Genomic DNA, 16,415 nt, shown 5'->3' with positions numbered 1-16,415 from the left:
ATCGGCTCTATAAGTAGGCAGTTTGGGCAGCCCCAAGGCTGCCTTGGGCGCGCATGATCAACTCGCAGAACTCGCGGGCCGCCCCTTCGCCGCCACGGGCTTGCGTGACGCCGTGGGCATGCTGGCGGACGAAGCCGTCGGCGCTGGCGACGGCCATGCCCAAGGCGACCCGACGGATCACCGGCAGGTCGGGCAGGTCATCGCCGAGGTAGGCGACGTGTTCGTAGCTTAGGCCGAGTTCGCCAAGTAGTTCGTCGAGCACCACCAGTTTATCTTCGCGGCCCTGGTAGAGGTGCTGGATGCCGAGGTTCTGTGCGCGGCGCTCGACCACCGGGGTTTTGCGCCCGCTGATGATGGCGGTGCGCACGCCGGAGGCGATCAGCATCTTGATGCCCTGGCCATCCAGGGTGTTGAAAGTCTTGAATTCACTGCCGTCGGCGAGGAAATACAGGCGGCCGTCGGTGAGTACGCCGTCGACATCGAAAATCGCCAGTTTGACGTTCTTGGCGCGCTGCAGCAGCTCCGGGCGGGTGGCCTGGTCAGTCATTACATCACTCCCGCACGCAGCAGATCGTGCATGTTCAAGGCGCCCACCGGGCGGTCATCGCCATCAACCACTACCAGTGCGTTGATTTTATGGTCTTCCATGATTTTCAGCGCCTCGGCGGCGAGCATGTCCGGGCGTGCGGTTTTGCCGTGGGGGGTCATGACCTCGTCGATACTGGCCTGGCGCAGGTCGATGTTGCGATCCAGGGTGCGACGCAGGTCGCCGTCGGTGAAGATTCCGGCCAATCGCCCATCCGCTTCGACTATCGCGGTCATGCCCAGGCCTTTCTGGGTCATTTCCAGCAACGCGCCTTTCAGCGAAGTGCCGCGTTCAACCTGTGGCAGGCTGGTGCCGGCGTGCATGACGTTTTCCACTTTCAGCAGCAAACGACGGCCGAGGGCGCCACCCGGGTGGGAGAAGGCGAAGTCTTCCGCAGTAAAGCCGCGGGCTTCCAGCAAGGCGATCGCCAGGGCGTCGCCGAGCACCAGGGAGGCGGTGGTCGAGGAGGTCGGTGCCAGGTTCAGTGGGCAGGCTTCCTGGGCGACACGGGCATCCAGGTTGGCTTCGGCGGCTTTGGCCAGTGGCGAATCAGGGTTGCCGGTCATGCTGATGAGGGTGATGCCGAGCCGTTTGATCAGCGGCAGCAGGGTGACGATCTCGGCTGTGGAGCCGGAGTTCGACAGGGCCAGCACGATATCGTCGCGGGTGATCATGCCCATGTCACCGTGACTGGCTTCCGCCGGATGGACGAAAAACGCCGTGGTGCCGGTGCTGGCCAGGGTGGCGGCGATCTTGTTGCCGATATGCCCGGATTTGCCCATGCCGACGACGACGACACGGCCCTTGCTGGCGAGAATCAGTTCGCAGGCCCGCACGAATGCGGCATCTATACGGGGCAGCAGGCCCTCTACGGCCTCGATTTCGAGGCGGATGGTGCGCTGCGCGGACTGGATCAGGTCGCTGGACTGGCTCATATCGTAACTACAGTGGCCGGATGAAAAGGCGGCGATTATAGCGGTAAAGCCCCCGGCGCTCACCCTTCATCTGCTGGGTACTGGTTCGCAATGCGGCGGTAATGCTGTGCGAAGGTGGTTTCGATCTTGGGCGGCGCATGGCGGCGATGTTATAGTGCGCTGCCAAATTCGGCCCGTTCAGTCAGCGTGGTGTCCCCGCGGACGGACGAGGCGTCTGAAAAGGAGGCTGCATCGCAAGGAGTTCAGATGAGTGCCGATAACGCCTATGCGGTCGAGTTGAAGGGCCTGTCCTTCAAGCGCGGCTCGCGCAGTATTTTCAATAACGTCGATATTCGTATTCCGCGCGGCAAGGTCACTGGCATTATGGGACCTTCCGGGTGCGGTAAAACCACGCTTCTACGCTTGATTGGCGCGCAATTGCGGCCAACCAGCGGCGAGGTCTGGGTCAATGGCCAGAACCTGCCTGATCTCTCGCGCGGCGATTTGTTCGATATGCGCAAGCAGATGGGCGTGCTGTTCCAGAGCGGGGCCCTGTTCACCGATCTCGATGTGTTCGAGAACGTCGCTTTCCCGTTGCGCGTGCATACCCAATTGCCGGAAGAAATGATCCGCGACATCGTGCTGATGAAACTGCAGGCGGTCGGCTTGCGCGGTGCCATCGAACTGATGCCGGATGAGCTTTCGGGCGGGATGAAGCGCCGGGTGGCGTTGGCGCGGGCGATCGCGCTGGACCCGCAGATTCTTATGTATGACGAACCCTTCGTTGGCCAGGACCCGATTGCCATGGGCATTCTGGTGCGCTTGATTCGCCTGCTCAACGATGCCCTCGGCATCACCAGTATCGTGGTTTCCCACGACCTGGCGGAGACCGCGAGCATCGCCGATTACCTGTTCGTGGTGGGCGATACCCAGGTGCTCGGCCAAGGTACGCCGGCTGAATTGATGGAGTCCGATAACCCGCGCATCCGCCAGTTCATGAAGGGCATTGCGGATGGGCCGGTGCCGTTCCATTACCCAGCGGTGGATTACCGCGAAGATATTCTGGGGGCGCGCTGATGCGCAAAACACCAATACTCGAGCGCATCCGCCTGCTCGGCCGCGCCGGCATCGATGTGGTCGCGTCGTTCGGTAGTTCCGCCGTGTTCCTGCTGCGCGCCTTGTTTGGCCGCGGAAATGTCGGCAATGGTTTTCTACAGTTGCTGATCAAACAGTTGTATTCGGTTGGGGTGATGTCGCTGGTGATCATCGTGGTCTCCGGCGTCTTCATCGGCATGGTGCTGGCGCTGCAAGGCTTCAGCATCCTGGCCGATTACGGTTCCGAGCAGGCGGTCGGGCAGATGGTCGCGCTGACGCTGCTGCGCGAACTTGGGCCGGTGGTTACCGCATTGCTGTTCGCGGGCCGCGCCGGCTCGGCGCTGACGGCCGAGATCGGCAACATGAAATCGACCGAGCAGCTCTCCAGTCTGGAGATGATCGGCGTCGATCCGTTGAAGTACATCATCGCGCCGCGTCTGTGGGCCGGCTTCATTTCACTGCCGCTGCTGACGATGATTTTCTGCGTGGTCGGCATCTGGGGTGGCGCCATGGTCGCGATCGACTGGCTGGGCGTTTACGAGGGCTCGTTCTGGGCCAATATGCAAAACAGCGTGTCGTTCACCGAAGACGTGCTCAATGGTGTGATCAAAAGTATTGTTTTTGCTTTTGTGGTGACCTGGATCGCCGTGTTCCAGGGCTATGACTGTGAGCCGACCTCGGAAGGCATCAGTCGCGCAACGACAAAAACCGTGGTTTATGCCTCGCTAGCCGTGCTGGGCCTGGACTTTATCCTGACTGCCTTGATGTTTGGAGATTTCTGATGCAAAACCGCACCCTGGAAATTGGTGTCGGCCTGTTCCTCCTGGCGGGGCTGCTGGCCTTGCTGTTGCTGGCGCTGCGGGTCAGCGGCTTGACGGTGGGCGCTGGTCAGGACACTTACAAGCTGTATGCGCACTTCGACAATATCGCCGGTCTGACCGTGCGGGCCAAGGTAACCATGGCAGGCGTGACCATCGGCAAGGTGACGGCGATTGATCTGGATCGGGATACGTACACCGGTCGCGTGACCATGGAGTTGGAGAAGCGGGTCGATAACCTGCCCACCGACTCGACCGCCTCCGTGCTCACCGCCGGGCTGCTCGGCGAGAAATACATCGGCATCAGCGTGGGTGGTGATGAAGAACTGCTCAAAGATGGCGGAACCATTCGTGACACTCAGTCGTCACTGGTTCTGGAAGACTTGATTGGGAAGTTCCTGATCAACTCGGTGAATAAAGAAGCCAAATGAGGAGTTCGATCATGGTTAACGCTCTACGTCGCAGCTTGCTGGTTCTGCTCGCGGTTTTTCCGTTGTTTGCCCTGGCCGCACCTTCGGCGCAGGAATTGGTGCAAAAGACCACGGATGAACTGTTGAGCGACCTCAAAGCCAATAAAGAACAGTACCGCAGCAATCCGAGTGCCTTTTATGACGCGTTGAACAACATCATCGGTCCGGTGGTGGATGCCGATGGCATTTCCCGCAGCATCATGACGGTCAAGTACTCGCGTGGTGCCACGCCTGAGCAGATGCAGCGCTTCCAGGACAACTTCAAGCGCAGCCTGATGCAGTTCTACGGCAATGCCTTGCTGGAATACAACAATCAGGATATCCGCGTGCTGCCGGCTTCCGGCAAGCAGTCCGACCCCGATCGCACCAGCGTCAACATGGAAGTGCGCGATGGCAAGGGCACGGTCTACCCGGTGAGCTACACCATGACCAAGGTCAAGGGTGAGTGGATGTTGCGCAACGTCACGATCAACGGCATCAACATCGGCAAGCTGTTCCGTGACCAGTTTGCCGACGCCATGCAGAAAAACGGCAACGACCTCAATAAGACCATCGACGGTTGGGCGCAAGTGGTGGCCAATGCCAAAAGCACCGATGCCGGTCAGAAGGCTGCCGGTAATGAGTGAGGCCGCTATTCGCCAGACGGCGGACGGTGTGCTGCAATTGGCAGGTGTACTCGACTTCCGTTCCGGGCCATCGTTGCGTACGGAAGGCGAGCGCTTGATCCGGGCTGCCATACCGGCGGCCCTGGTAGTGGACTGCGCACAGGTGGTGCACTCGAGCAGCGTGGGTTTGTCGCTGTTGCTGGCCCTCATGCGCGTTGCTCAGGCGGCCGGAAAAACCCTGACGGTGCGCGGATTGCCGATCGAAATGCGGCAGATCGCACAAGTCTCGGGGTTGGTCGAGTTGTTACCGTTGGAAGCTTGATTCAAGGCGCCACGTGATTCAACGCACAAAGCAAAACCCTCCGTCAGTGCTGCGCAATGCGGGGTTCGCAGGCGGGGGGCTTTTTTGTATGATGGCCGACCCGCGCGCGTAGGGCGCCGATCGAGGTTAAGCATGCAGGCCGTAGACGTAAAAAACCTCCTAGAGGCAAAGCTGTCCGATACTCAGGTCGATGTGGAAGGCGAAGGCTGTAACTTCCAGTTGAACCTGATCAGTGATGAGTTGGCCGGGATGAGCCCGGTTAAACGTCAACAGCAGATCTATGCCCACCTGAACGCCTGGATTGCTGATGGCAGCATCCACGCGGTCACCATGAAATTCTTCAGCCGTGCCGCTTGGGCCGAGCGTTCCTAAGGCCCACGGGCGACGAGACTCCTAATGGATAAATTGATTATTACCGGTGGCGTTCGCCTGAATGGCGAAATCCGCATCTCCGGCGCGAAGAACTCCGCCCTGCCGATCCTGGCTGCGACCTTGCTGGCCGATGGGCCGGTTACCGTCTGCAACCTGCCACACCTGCACGATATCACCACCATGATCGAGCTGTTCGGGCGCATGGGCATCGAGCCGGTGATCGACGAGAAACTCAGCGTGGAAATCGATCCGCGCACCATCAAGACCCTGATTGCCCCGTACGAGCTGGTGAAAACCATGCGTGCGTCGATTCTGGTGCTCGGTCCGATGGTCGCTCGCTTCGGTGAGGCTGAAGTCGCACTGCCCGGTGGTTGCGCCATCGGCTCGCGGCCGGTTGACCTGCACATCCGCGGCCTGGAAGCCATGGGCGCGAAGATCGACGTCGAAGGCGGCTACATCAAGGCCAAGGCGCCGGAAGGCGGCCTGCGTGGCGCGCACTTCTTCTTCGATACGGTCAGTGTGACCGGCACCGAGAACATCATGATGGCCGCCACCCTGGCCAACGGTCGCAGCGTGCTTGAAAACGCCGCCCGCGAGCCGGAAGTGGTCGACCTGGCCAACTGCCTGATCGCCATGGGCGCGAAGATTCAAGGCGCTGGCACCGACACCATCACCATCGATGGGGTCAAACGCCTGGACGGTGCGCGCTACAACGTGATGCCCGACCGTATCGAGACCGGCACCTATCTGGTTGCGGCTGCCGCCACCGGTGGCAAGGTCAAGTTGAAAGACACCGACCCGACCATCCTTGAGGCCGTGTTGTCGAAACTGCAGGAAGCCGGCGCCGAAATTACCACCGGCCCTGACTGGATCGAGCTGGACATGAAAGGCAAGCGGCCGAAGGCCGTTAACCTGCGTACCGCGCCGTATCCGGCATTCCCCACCGACATGCAGGCGCAGTTCATCGCCCTCAATGCGATCGCCGAAGGGACCGGCGCGGTGGTCGAAACCGTGTTCGAGAACCGTTTCATGCACGTCTATGAAATGACCCGCATGGGGGCGCTGATCCAGGTCGAAGGCAATACCGCCATCGTCACCGGTACCCAGAACCTGAAGGGCGCCCCGGTAATGGCAACGGATCTGCGTGCCTCCGCCAGCCTGGTGATCGCGGCCCTGGTGGCCGATGGCGATACGCTGATCGACCGCATCTACCACATTGACCGTGGTTACGAGTGCATCGAAGAAAAACTGCAGTTGCTCGGCGCGAAGATTCGTCGCGTACCTGGCTAGGTCGGCCCTGCAACAGGCCCGGCCTGCGCTGATCAGTGGCTGCAGGTTGGGCTTGGCTAGGTTCAGCACCCACCTGCGCTCAGGCCTGGCTGTTGTCGTTGTGCATAGCCCGTGATTGGGCGAGTTTCTAAGGACGCTTTGTTTCATGCTGACCATCGCCCTCTCCAAAGGCCGCATTCTCGACGACACCTTGCCGCTGCTCGCCAAGGCCGGCATCGTGCCGACCGAGAACCCGGATAAAAGCCGCAAGCTGATCATTCCGACCACTCAAGCCGATGTGCGCTTGCTGATCGTGCGGGCCACCGACGTGCCGACTTATGTCGAGCATGGCGCCGCCGACCTCGGCGTGGCCGGCAAGGATGTGTTGCTGGAGTACGGCGGCCAGGGGCTTTACGAGCCACTGGATCTGCAGATCGCCAAGTGCAAGCTGATGACCGCCGGCGCCATCGGCGTGCCCGAGCCGAAAGGGCGCCTGCGGGTGGCGACCAAGTTCGTCAACGTCGCCAAGCGCTACTACGCCGAGCAGGGGCGGCAGGTCGAGGTGATCAAGCTCTACGGTTCTATGGAGCTGGCGCCGCTGGTGGGCTTGGCGGACAAGATCATCGATGTGGTCGACACCGGCAACACCTTGCGCGCCAATGGCCTGGAAGCCCAGGAGCTGATCGCCCACGTCAGTTCGCGGCTGATCGTCAACAAGGCGTCGATGAAAATGCAGCACGCCCGCATCCAGACGTTGATCGATACCCTGCGCCAGGCGGTCGAATCGCGATGACCGTCGTGCCACGCACACGCGTCGGCAGTGTCCGCGCGTTTTTTGATCACCGACGCTAATACCCTCTACGCGGCACTGCGTCGCGTATGCCTATCCGTGTACAGCCACTTTTCTCGGGCGTCCATACGGTGGGCTTGGTAGCCTAGTGACGCTCGAGAGCCTGTTGATGATCCCGCTTGCGATGATCCTCAACCGTTTCAACAAACGTCTATGTCTATCATGAGGCCCGCTATGACTGCTCCAATCGCTATTCGCCGACTCAACGCCGCTGACCAGGATTTCGCGCATCATCTGGATCATCTGCTGAGCTGGGAAAGCGTGTCGGATGACGGCGTCAATCAGCGCGTGCTGGAGATCATCGCCAATGTCCGCGCGCGCGGCGATGCGGCGCTGGTCGAGTACACCCAGCGATTCGATGGCCTCACTGTCGCCAGCATGGCGGACCTGATTCTGCCGCGCGAGCGCCTGGAGCTGGCGCTTACCCGCATCACGCCCGCTCAGCGCGAAGCGCTGGAAGTCGCCGCCGAGCGCGTGCGCAGCTACCACGAAAAACAGAAACAAGACTCCTGGACCTACACCGAAGCCGACGGCACGGTGTTGGGGCAGAAGGTCACGCCGTTGGACCGCGCCGGTCTGTATGTGCCCGGTGGCAAGGCCTCCTACCCGTCGTCGGTGTTGATGAACGCCATCCCGGCCAAGGTCGCTGGCGTGCCGGAAGTGGTGATGGTGGTGCCGACTCCGCGTGGCGAGATCAATGAAATCGTCCTGGCGGCGGCCTGCATTGCCGGGGTCGACCGGGTGTTCACCATCGGCGGCGCGCAAGCCGTCGCGGCGCTAGCCTATGGCACCGAGAGCGTACCGCCGGTGGACAAGATCGTCGGTCCCGGCAACATCTATGTGGCCACCGCCAAACGCCATGTGTTCGGCAAGGTCGGCATCGACATGATCGCCGGCCCGTCGGAAATCCTGGTGGTCTGCGATGGCCAGACCGATCCGGACTGGATCGCCATGGACCTGTTTTCCCAGGCTGAGCACGACGAAGACGCCCAGGCGATTCTGCTCAGCCCGGATGCCGAGTTCCTCGACAAGGTCGCGGCGAGTATCAGCAAACTGCTGCCGAGCATGGAGCGCGAGGCAATCATTCGCACCTCCATTGAGGGTCGCGGCGCGCTGATCCAGGTGCGCGACATGCAGCAGGCCATCGACGTGGCCAATCGCATCGCACCCGAGCACCTGGAATTGTCGGTCGCCGACCCCGATGCCTGGTTGCCGCAGATCCGCCACGCCGGCGCGATTTTCATGGGGCGCTACACCGCCGAGGCCTTGGGCGATTACTGCGCCGGGCCGAACCACGTGCTACCGACCTCCGGTACCGCGCGTTTCTCTTCGCCGCTGGGGGTGTACGACTTCCAAAAACGCTCGTCGATCATCCATTGCTCGGCCGATGGCGCGTCGGAGCTGGGCAAGACCGCTTCCGTGCTGGCCCGTGGCGAGTCGCTGACTGCCCATGCCCGCAGCGCCGAATACCGTATCAAAAACTGAAACGGCCACGCCGTAGGATGGGTTAGCCAACGGCGTAACCCATCGAATCAAAACGAATGAATTCGAGGAGAGAAGGGCAGATGAGCAAATTCTGGAGCCCCTTCGTCAAAGACCTGGTGCCCTATGTGCCGGGCGAACAGCCGAAACTGGCCAAACTGGTCAAGCTCAACACCAACGAGAATCCCTACGGTCCTTCGCCCAAAGCCCTGGCGGCGATGCAGGCGGAGTTGAACGATAACCTGCGGCTGTACCCCGATCCGAACGGTGAGCGTCTGAAGCAGGCCGTGGCCGACTATTACGCGGTGCAAACCGCGCAGGTATTTCTCGGCAACGGTTCGGACGAAGTGCTGGCGCATGCCTTCCACGGCCTGTTCCAACACGGCAAGCCGTTGCTGTTCCCCGATATCAGCTACAGCTTCTATCCGGTGTACTGCGGCCTGTACGGCATTCCCTTCGAAGCGGTGCCGCTGGATGAGCAGTTCCAGATTCGCATAGCGGATTACGCCCGGCCCAATGGCGGAATCATTTTCCCCAACCCGAATGCGCCGACCGGTTGCCTGTTGGCGCTGGAAGCCATCGAGCAACTGCTCAAGAGCAATCCGGATTCGGTGGTGGTGGTCGATGAGGCCTATGTCGACTTCGGTGGCGAGAGCGCGATCGCGCTGGTCGATCGTTACCCGAACCTGCTGGTCACCCAGACCCTGTCCAAGTCTCGCTCGCTGGCTGGGCTGCGGGTCGGGCTGGCGGTCGGGCACCCGGACCTGATCGAGGCGCTGGAGCGGATCAAGAACAGCTTCAATTCCTACCCGCTGGATCGCATGGCGATTGCCGGCGCAGCCGTGGCCTTCGAGGACCAAGCCTACTTCCAGGAGACCTGCCGGGCAGTGATCGACAGCCGCGAGCTGGTGGTGGCCGGGTTGCGCGACCTGGGTTTCGACGTGCTGCCATCGGCCGCCAACTTCGTCTTCGCCCGCCACCCTGATGCGGATGCTGCTGGCTTGGCGGCGGGTCTGCGGGAGCAGGGGGTGATCGTGCGGCACTTCAAGCAGGCGCGGATCGCGCAGTTTTTGCGCATCAGCATCGGCACCCCGGAGCAGAATCAGGCACTGATCGACGCCCTGAAGGTCTGCCTGAGCTAAACCTTGGCCCGAATAAAGAAACGGCGCCTGAAGGCGCCTTTTCTTTATTCGTTCGAACCGTTGCTGGCCGGTGGTGGGCGCAGGCCAATTTCAGCCGTCAGCTCGACCGCTTTACCGTTGCGCATCACTTCGATGATGGTCTTTTCCCCCGGCTTGGTGCGTGCCACCTGGTTCATCGAACGGCGTCCGTCGCTGGCGGGCTCGCCGTCGATGCTGAGGATCAGGTCGCCGGGTTGCAGGCCGGCTTTCTGCGCCGGGCCGTCGCGGTAGATGCCGGCAACCACGATTCCGGGGCGGCCTTCCATGCCAAAGGACTCGGCCAGTTCGGGGGTCAGCGGTTGCACTTCGATGCCAAGCCAGCCGCGGATCACCTGGCCGTGCTCGATGATGGCCTTCATCACATCCAGCGCCAGCTTGGTCGGAATCGCGAAACCGATGCCTTGCGAGCCATTGGATTTGGACAGAATCGCGGTGTTGATGCCGATCAGGTTGCCGTTGGCATCGACCAGTGCGCCGCCGGAGTTGCCGGGGTTGATCGCGGCGTCGGTCTGGATGAAGTCTTCGTAGGTATTCAGGCCCAGCTGGTTGCGTCCGGTGGCGCTGATGATGCCCATGGTCACGGTCTGGCCGACGCCGAACGGGTTACCGATGGCCAGCGCCACATCGCCGATGCTGATGGTGTCCGAGCGGCCCAGAGTGATGGAAGGCAGCTCTTTCAAGTCGATCTTCAGTACCGCCAGGTCGGTTTCCGGGTCGCTGCCGATCACCCGGGCGAGGGTTTCGCGGCCATCTTTCAGGGCCACGACAATCTGGTCGGCGCCGGCGGTGACGTGGTTGTTGGTCAGCAGGTAGCCCTCCGGGCTCATGATCACCGCCGAGCCCAGGCTCGACTCCATGCGCCGTTGCTTGGGCAGGTTGTCGCCGAAGAAACGCCGGAACTGCGGGTCTTCGAACAGCGAGTTGGCCGGTTTGTTGACGATCTTGGCGGTATAGAGGTTGGCCACCGCGGGGGCGGCGATGCTCACTGCGTCGGCGTAGGAAACCGGGCCCTGCTGGGTGAGGCCATAGCGTGGCGCCTGCTGCATGTGCACATCCTGGCGTGGCAAGCCAACCCATTGCGGGTAGTACTGGATAATCAGCAGGGCCAGGAGCACGCCGGCCAGCAGGGGCCAGCCGAGAAAACGCAGAGCCTTGAACATCGAAAAATCCCGAGGGTTGCGAGGGCGCAAAGAGGCCCTTAAGGTGGCGCCATTATAGGGGGCGTTCATCAATAATGAAGCGACCTGCAACAGCTCGAACGAGGAATTCTTATGGCCATCGCCCTGAGCACGTTGGTGGAAGAGACCGAGCGTTACCTGAGTGCCTCACGGATTCAGGATTATTGCCCCAATGGCCTGCAGGTCGAAGGCCGGCCGCAGGTACGGCGCATCGTCAGCGGGGTCACGGCCAGCCAGGCACTGTTGGACGCCGCGGTCGAGGCCGAGGCCGACGTGGTGCTGGTGCACCATGGCTATTTCTGGAAAGGCGAAAACCCCTGCGTCACCGGGATGAAGCAACGCCGGCTGAAAACCCTGCTGAGCCATGACATCAGCCTGCTGGCCTACCACCTGCCGCTGGATCTGCACCCCGAGGTCGGCAACAACGTGCAGTTGGCGCGGCAGCTGGAGATCATCGTCGAGGGCCCGCTGGAGCCGGACAATCCGCGCACCGTGGGCCTGCTCGGCTCCCTGGCGGAGCCCATGAGCGCGCGCGACTTTGCCCGCCGGGTGCGGGAGGTGCTGGGGCGCGAGCCGTTGCTGGTGGAAGGGGGCGAGATGATTCGGCGGGTCGGTTGGTGCACCGGTGGCGGCCAGGGCTATATCGACCAGGCGATCGCCGCGGGCGTGGACCTCTATCTGACCGGTGAGGCCTCGGAGCAGACGGTGCACAGTGCGCGGGAAAATGGCATCAGCTTTATCGCCGCCGGCCACCACGCGACCGAGCGCTACGGCATACAGGCCCTGGGCGATTATCTGGCGCGGCGTTTTGCCATCGAGCACCTGTTCATCGACTGCCCGAACCCCGTTTAGGTGGCATATCACTAGATCGTTTAGGTCTAAGTGGCTGCCTGATTAGAATAGGGCGCTGTGCTAAAGTGCGCCTCTCGTCCACGGCCCGTAGGCCGTCCAATCAGCTCTCCTTCGAGAGAAAGCCGTGAGTAGCCATGCTCGATAAATTGACGCATCTGAAACAGCTGGAGGCGGAAAGCATCCATATCATCCGCGAGGTAGCCGCCGAGTTCGACAACCCGGTGATGCTGTACTCCATCGGTAAGGATTCCGCCGTCATGCTGCACCTTGCACGCAAGGCGTTCTTTCCAGGCAAGCTGCCGTTCCCGGTCATGCACGTCGATACCCAGTGGAAGTTCCAGGAGATGTACAGTTTTCGCGACAAGATGGTCGCAGAACTGGGCCTGGACCTGCTGGTGCACGTCAACCCGGATGGCGTGGCGCAGGGTATCAACCCCTTCACCCACGGCAGTGCCAAGCACACCGACATCATGAAGACCGAGGGCCTCAAGCAGGCGCTGGACAAGTACGGCTTCGATGCCGCCTTCGGTGGCGCCCGCCGCGACGAAGAGAAGTCCCGCGCGAAAGAGCGCGTCTACTCGTTCCGTGACAGCAAGCACCGCTGGGACCCGAAGAACCAGCGCCCCGAGCTGTGGAATGTGTACAACGGCAAGGTCAACAAGGGCGAGTCGATCCGCGTGTTCCCGCTGTCCAACTGGACCGAGCTGGACATCTGGCAGTACATCTACCTCGAGGGCATCCCGATCGTGCCGCTGTACTTCGCCGCCGAGCGCGACGTGATCGAGAAGAATGGCACTCTGATCATGATCGACGACGAGCGCATCCTCGAGCACCTCAGCGATGAAGAGAAAGCCCGCATCGTCAAAAAGAAAGTGCGCTTCCGCACCCTCGGCTGCTACCCGCTGACCGGCGCGGTGGAGTCCGAGGCCGTGACCCTGACTGACATCATCCAGGAAATGCTCCTGACCCGAACGTCCGAGCGCCAGGGTCGAGTGATCGACCACGACCAAGCGGGTTCGATGGAAGACAAGAAACGTCAGGGGTACTTTTAAGATGTCGCACCAGTCCGATTTGATCAGCGAGGACATCCTCGCCTACCTGGCCCAGCACGAACGCAAGGAAATGCTGCGCTTCCTCACCTGCGGCAACGTTGACGACGGCAAAAGCACCCTGATCGGGCGCCTGTTGCACGACTCGAAGATGATCTACGAAGACCATCTGGAAGCCATTACCCGCGACTCGAAGAAAGTCGGCACCACCGGCGACGATATCGACCTGGCGCTGCTGGTCGACGGCCTGCAGGCCGAGCGCGAGCAGGGCATCACCATCGATGTCGCCTACCGCTATTTCTCCACCGCCAAACGCAAGTTCATCATTGCCGACACCCCCGGCCATGAGCAGTACACGCGCAACATGGCCACCGGCGCCTCGACCTGCGACCTGGCGATCATCCTCGTCGATGCGCGCTACGGTGTGCAGACCCAGACCCGCCGACACAGCTATATCACCTCCTTGCTGGGCATCAAGCACATAGTCGTGGCCATCAACAAGATGGACCTGAAGGACTTCGATCAGGGCGTTTTCGAGTCGATCAAGGCCGATTACCTGCAGTTCGCCGAGCGCATCCAGCTCAATCCGACCAGCCTGCATTTTGTGCCGATGTCGGCGCTGAAGGGCGACAACGTGGTCAACAAGAGCGAGCGTTCGCCCTGGTACGACGGCCAGTCGCTGATGGAAATCCTCGAAACCGTGGAAGTCGCGGCGGATCGCAACTTCACCGACATGCGTTTCCCGGTGCAATACGTCAACCGGCCGAACCTGAACTTCCGTGGCTTCGCCGGCACCCTGGCCAGTGGCATCGTGCACAAAGGCGATGACATCGTGGTACTGCCTTCCGGCAAGAGCAGCCGGGTCAAGTCCATCGTCACCTTCGAGGGCGAGTTGGAACAGGCCGGCCCAGGTCAGGCCGTGACCCTGACCATGGAAGACGAGATCGACATCTCCCGTGGCGACCTGTTGGTGCATGCCGACAACCAGCCGCTGGTCACCGACGGCTTCGAGGCCATGTTGGTGTGGATGGCCGAGGAGCCGATGCTGCCGGGCAAGAAGTACGACATCAAGCGCGCCACCAGCTACGTGCCGGGTTCGATTGCCAGCATCGTTCACCGAATCGATGTGAACACCCTGGAAGAAGGTGCGGCCAGCAGCCTGCAGCTGAACGAGATCGCCAAGGTCAAGGTCAGTCTGGATGCGCCGATCGCTCTCGATGGCTATGCCAGCAACCGCACCACCGGCTCGTTCATCATCGTCGACCGCCTGACCAACGGCACCGTCGGCGCCGGCATGATCATCGCCGCGCCACTGCATGGCCATGGCGGTAGCCATCACGGCAAACTGGCGCACGTCGCCACCGAAGAGCGCGCTGCGCGTTTCGGCCAGCAACCGGCGACCGTACTGTTCAGCGGTCTGTCGGGCGCCGGCAAGAGCACCTTGGCATATGCCGTGGAGCGCAAGCTGTTCGATATGGGCCGTGCGGTGTATGTGCTCGATGGCCAGAACCTGCGTCATGACCTGAACAAGGGCTTGCCGCAGGATCGTGCCGGACGGACCGAAAACTGGCGGCGGGCCGCCCATGTGGCGCGGCAGTTCAACGAGGCGGGCCTGCTGACCCTGGCGGCATTCGTTGCGCCGGACGCCGAAGGCCGCGAACAGGCCAAGGCGCTGATCGGTGCCGAGCGCCTGCTCACCGTTTATGTGCAGGCCTCGCCGCAGGCCTGCCGTGAGCGTGACCCGCAAGGCTTGTATGCCGCCGCTGGCGACAACATTCCTGGCGAGTCCTTCCCTTACGATGTGCCGCTGAATGCCGACTTGGTGGTCGACACCCAGAGCGCGTCGCTGGAGGAGGGCGTCAAGTTGGTGCTCGATATGTTGCGCAGCCGCGGCGCGATCTGATCGCCCACGCAATAAAAAGCCCCGCTCAGGCGGTAATGCTGTTCACTTAAGCATTTGAACGCCAGCCGGGCTTCCCCGAGAATCCGATGCCAGTCTTCCTGGTATCGGATTTTTTATGTCTTTCCAACAGCATCTGCTCGATCTGGGCGAGCTATTCAACTTCTCCGACCTGAGCACCTTCACCCAGAACATCCCAATCGAGTGGGTGGCGTCCGCGCTTGATCTTTCCTCTCAGGCCACCATCCGCCGTCGTCGGCTACCTGCCGATCAGGTGCTCTGGCTGGTGCTAGGCATGGCGCTCTTCCGCGATGAGCCTGTCCATGAGGTGGCCAGGCGTCTAAACATTTGTGCCCAGGGACTGGCTTCGGATTGCTTGCTGGCCAAAAGTGGTGTCACTGAGGCTCGCAAGCGGCTTGGCGCCGAGCCGGTCGAGTGGCTGTTCCGCAAAACTGGCAGCCAATGGGGAGGCGAACGCTATAGCGATGACACCTGGCGGGGGCTGCAGGTTTTTGCCGTGGACGGGGCACTCATGCGCACGCCCGATACGCCTGAACTACGGGACCATTTCGGGTCTGGCAATACCTCCACCGAGCGCCAGACGCCCTTCCCCATGATGCGTCTTGTAGCCTTGATGAATGTGCGCTCCCATTTGATTCTGAATGCCCAGCTGAGCCCCTATCGGCGCAGTGAAATGCGCCTGGCCGATGAGTTTTTGCAACAGATCCCCAACCATTCGGTCACGTTGTTCGATAAAGGCTTCTGGAGTGCTGATTTGCTGCTGAAAGTGGCCACGGCCGGTGACAACCGACACTGGTTGATCCCCGCTCGTCAGGGCCTGATCAGCGAGGAGGTGATCCGTTACGGCAAGCAGGATCGCCTGCTGCGTATGAAGGTTTCACCGCAGGCGAGAAAGCGTAACCCAGACCTACCAACCTACTGGGACGTGCGTGAAGTCAGCTATGCAGTGCAGGGCAAAGTGAAAACCGTCCTGACCTCGCTACCGGCCGACGCCTACAGCGCCGAAGCCGTTGCAGAGCTGTACCAGGAGCGCTGGGAAATTGAACTGGGCTTCAGGGATATCAAAAGCTCCATGCAGCAGAATGCCGCAACCCTGCGCAGCAAGAAGATTGACCTGATCTACCAGGAAGTTTGGGGATTGCTGCTGGCCTACAACATCATTCGTCGGGAGGCGAGTCAGGCGGCGGTAGCGTTTGGACGCACCCCGTCCGATATACGCTTCAAGCCGGCTTGCCAGTACATCGCCGTGCAGCTGATCGTGATGGCCGCTGCCAATCCACTGTCGGCAACAGGTAGACGCTTGTCGGCTTTGCGGGCGGGCATCGGAGGGTTGTTTCTGGATCACCGTCCAAGGCCATCACGACCAAGGACGGTGAAAATTTCCAAGACCCGTTACCCAGTTAACCGCAATGCTGCTCCGCTTAAGTGAACAGCATTACCGCTCAGGCGGG

17 protein-coding genes are annotated in these 16,415 nt (G+C 61.4%); 14 read left to right on the top strand and 3 right to left on the bottom strand.

The genetic code is table 11. The features are described 5' to 3' along the window. Positions 1-7 precede the first annotated feature (7 nt). The gene (locus AC3IYG_RS18150) at positions 8-547 is read right to left on the bottom strand and encodes a KdsC family phosphatase (RefSeq protein WP_489310774.1); all 540 of its coding nucleotides are present in this window, start codon (positions 545-547) and stop codon (positions 8-10) included. Then, positions 547-1,521 carry a KpsF/GutQ family sugar-phosphate isomerase gene (locus tag AC3IYG_RS18145; RefSeq protein ID WP_489310772.1) on the bottom strand — a complete coding sequence of 325 codons (975 nt, stop codon included), beginning with the start codon at positions 1,519-1,521 and terminating at the stop codon, positions 547-549. The genes AC3IYG_RS18150 and AC3IYG_RS18145 overlap by 1 nt, the downstream gene beginning before the upstream one ends. Before the next feature lie 246 nt (positions 1,522-1,767). Between AC3IYG_RS18145 and AC3IYG_RS18140 the strand changes: the two genes are divergently transcribed. The 10 genes from AC3IYG_RS18140 (at position 1,768) to hisC (ending at position 9,925) form a co-directional block, all read left to right on the top strand. Then, complete coding sequence (locus tag AC3IYG_RS18140; RefSeq protein WP_489310770.1) at positions 1,768-2,577, top strand: ATP-binding cassette domain-containing protein; 810 nt, start codon at positions 1,768-1,770, stop codon at positions 2,575-2,577. Beyond that, positions 2,577-3,377 (top strand): lipid asymmetry maintenance ABC transporter permease subunit MlaE, encoded by an 801-nt coding sequence (mlaE, locus tag AC3IYG_RS18135; RefSeq protein ID WP_489310768.1) that lies wholly within the window; start codon positions 2,577-2,579, stop codon positions 3,375-3,377. The genes AC3IYG_RS18140 and mlaE overlap by 1 nt, the downstream gene beginning before the upstream one ends. Then, positions 3,377-3,844, top strand: coding sequence for an outer membrane lipid asymmetry maintenance protein MlaD (mlaD, locus tag AC3IYG_RS18130; RefSeq protein ID WP_489310767.1), 468 nt, complete (start codon positions 3,377-3,379; stop codon positions 3,842-3,844). The genes mlaE and mlaD overlap by 1 nt, the downstream gene beginning before the upstream one ends. 11 nt (positions 3,845-3,855) lie before the next feature. Then, positions 3,856-4,509: an MlaC/ttg2D family ABC transporter substrate-binding protein gene (locus tag AC3IYG_RS18125; protein ID WP_489310765.1), complete on the top strand. Its 654-nt coding sequence runs from the start codon at positions 3,856-3,858 to the stop codon at positions 4,507-4,509. Beyond that, entirely contained in the window at positions 4,502-4,810 is a 309-nt protein-coding gene (locus tag AC3IYG_RS18120; protein ID WP_489310763.1) for an STAS domain-containing protein, read from the top strand. Before AC3IYG_RS18125 ends, AC3IYG_RS18120 begins: the two co-directional genes overlap by 8 nt. Positions 4,811-4,942: 132 nt before the next feature. Next, on the top strand, positions 4,943-5,182 hold the full coding sequence (locus AC3IYG_RS18115; RefSeq protein ID WP_489310761.1) for a BolA family protein: 240 nt from the start codon (positions 4,943-4,945) through the stop codon (positions 5,180-5,182). Positions 5,183-5,206: 24 nt separating this feature from the next. After that, positions 5,207-6,472, top strand: a complete 1,266-nt coding sequence (murA, locus tag AC3IYG_RS18110; protein WP_489310759.1) for a UDP-N-acetylglucosamine 1-carboxyvinyltransferase — start codon at positions 5,207-5,209, stop codon at positions 6,470-6,472. A gap of 145 nt (positions 6,473-6,617) precedes the next feature. Continuing rightward, the gene (gene hisG / locus AC3IYG_RS18105; RefSeq protein WP_489310757.1) at positions 6,618-7,244 is read left to right on the top strand and encodes an ATP phosphoribosyltransferase; all 627 of its coding nucleotides are present in this window, start codon (positions 6,618-6,620) and stop codon (positions 7,242-7,244) included. A gap of 231 nt (positions 7,245-7,475) precedes the next feature. Next, positions 7,476-8,786, top strand: coding sequence for a histidinol dehydrogenase (gene hisD / locus AC3IYG_RS18100; RefSeq protein ID WP_489310756.1), 1,311 nt, complete (start codon positions 7,476-7,478; stop codon positions 8,784-8,786). A gap of 80 nt (positions 8,787-8,866) precedes the next feature. Then, the gene (gene hisC / locus AC3IYG_RS18095; protein ID WP_489310754.1) at positions 8,867-9,925 is read left to right on the top strand and encodes a histidinol-phosphate transaminase; all 1,059 of its coding nucleotides are present in this window, start codon (positions 8,867-8,869) and stop codon (positions 9,923-9,925) included. A gap of 44 nt (positions 9,926-9,969) precedes the next feature. Here the strand turns inward: hisC and algW are convergent, their stop codons facing one another. Continuing rightward, complete coding sequence (gene algW / locus AC3IYG_RS18090; protein ID WP_489310752.1) at positions 9,970-11,124, bottom strand: Do family serine endopeptidase AlgW; 1,155 nt, start codon at positions 11,122-11,124, stop codon at positions 9,970-9,972. Between the two features lie 111 nt (positions 11,125-11,235). Here algW and AC3IYG_RS18085 point away from each other — a divergent pair, with 111 nt between their 5' ends. The 4 genes from AC3IYG_RS18085 (at position 11,236) to AC3IYG_RS18070 (ending at position 16,393) form a co-directional block, all read left to right on the top strand. Next, positions 11,236-11,994, top strand: coding sequence for a Nif3-like dinuclear metal center hexameric protein (locus AC3IYG_RS18085; RefSeq protein WP_489310751.1), 759 nt, complete (start codon positions 11,236-11,238; stop codon positions 11,992-11,994). Between the two features lie 134 nt (positions 11,995-12,128). Further along, positions 12,129-13,046 (top strand): sulfate adenylyltransferase subunit CysD, encoded by a 918-nt coding sequence (cysD, locus tag AC3IYG_RS18080; RefSeq protein ID WP_489310749.1) that lies wholly within the window; start codon positions 12,129-12,131, stop codon positions 13,044-13,046. Position 13,047: 1 nt separating this feature from the next. Continuing rightward, positions 13,048-14,946 carry a sulfate adenylyltransferase subunit CysN gene (gene cysN, locus AC3IYG_RS18075; protein ID WP_489310747.1) on the top strand — a complete coding sequence of 633 codons (1,899 nt, stop codon included), beginning with the start codon at positions 13,048-13,050 and terminating at the stop codon, positions 14,944-14,946. Between the two features lie 115 nt (positions 14,947-15,061). Continuing rightward, a complete protein-coding gene (locus tag AC3IYG_RS18070) occupies positions 15,062-16,393 on the top strand; it encodes an IS4 family transposase (protein ID WP_489309617.1) in 1,332 nt (443 codons plus the stop codon). The last annotated feature ends 22 nt before the right edge of the window (positions 16,394-16,415 follow it).

The organism is Pseudomonas sp. KH_027 (genome assembly GCF_057838565.1).
Note: the sequence above shows the minus strand (reverse complement) of the source record. Positions and strands in the feature narration are given on the sequence as shown.

Excerpts from the sequence above, each read along its gene's own strand:
- AC3IYG_RS18150 (WP_489310774.1), bottom strand. The coding sequence starts at position 547 with ATGACTGACCAGGCCACCCGCCCGGAGCTGCTGCAGCGCGCCAAGAAC.
- AC3IYG_RS18145 (WP_489310772.1), bottom strand. The coding sequence starts at position 1,521 with ATGAGCCAGTCCAGCGACCTGATCCAGTCCGCGCAGCGCACCATCCGC.
- AC3IYG_RS18140 (WP_489310770.1), top strand. The coding sequence starts at position 1,768 with ATGAGTGCCGATAACGCCTATGCGGTCGAGTTGAAGGGCCTGTCCTTC.
- mlaE (WP_489310768.1), top strand. The coding sequence starts at position 2,577 with ATGCGCAAAACACCAATACTCGAGCGCATCCGCCTGCTCGGCCGCGCC.
- mlaD (WP_489310767.1), top strand. The coding sequence starts at position 3,377 with ATGCAAAACCGCACCCTGGAAATTGGTGTCGGCCTGTTCCTCCTGGCG.
- AC3IYG_RS18125 (WP_489310765.1), top strand. The coding sequence starts at position 3,856 with ATGGTTAACGCTCTACGTCGCAGCTTGCTGGTTCTGCTCGCGGTTTTT.
- AC3IYG_RS18120 (WP_489310763.1), top strand. The coding sequence starts at position 4,502 with ATGAGTGAGGCCGCTATTCGCCAGACGGCGGACGGTGTGCTGCAATTG.
- AC3IYG_RS18115 (WP_489310761.1), top strand. The coding sequence starts at position 4,943 with ATGCAGGCCGTAGACGTAAAAAACCTCCTAGAGGCAAAGCTGTCCGAT.
- murA (WP_489310759.1), top strand. The coding sequence starts at position 5,207 with ATGGATAAATTGATTATTACCGGTGGCGTTCGCCTGAATGGCGAAATC.
- hisG (WP_489310757.1), top strand. The coding sequence starts at position 6,618 with ATGCTGACCATCGCCCTCTCCAAAGGCCGCATTCTCGACGACACCTTG.
- hisD (WP_489310756.1), top strand. The coding sequence starts at position 7,476 with ATGACTGCTCCAATCGCTATTCGCCGACTCAACGCCGCTGACCAGGAT.
- hisC (WP_489310754.1), top strand. The coding sequence starts at position 8,867 with ATGAGCAAATTCTGGAGCCCCTTCGTCAAAGACCTGGTGCCCTATGTG.
- algW (WP_489310752.1), bottom strand. The coding sequence starts at position 11,124 with ATGTTCAAGGCTCTGCGTTTTCTCGGCTGGCCCCTGCTGGCCGGCGTG.
- AC3IYG_RS18085 (WP_489310751.1), top strand. The coding sequence starts at position 11,236 with ATGGCCATCGCCCTGAGCACGTTGGTGGAAGAGACCGAGCGTTACCTG.
- cysD (WP_489310749.1), top strand. The coding sequence starts at position 12,129 with ATGCTCGATAAATTGACGCATCTGAAACAGCTGGAGGCGGAAAGCATC.
- cysN (WP_489310747.1), top strand. The coding sequence starts at position 13,048 with ATGTCGCACCAGTCCGATTTGATCAGCGAGGACATCCTCGCCTACCTG.
- AC3IYG_RS18070 (WP_489309617.1), top strand. The coding sequence starts at position 15,062 with ATGTCTTTCCAACAGCATCTGCTCGATCTGGGCGAGCTATTCAACTTC.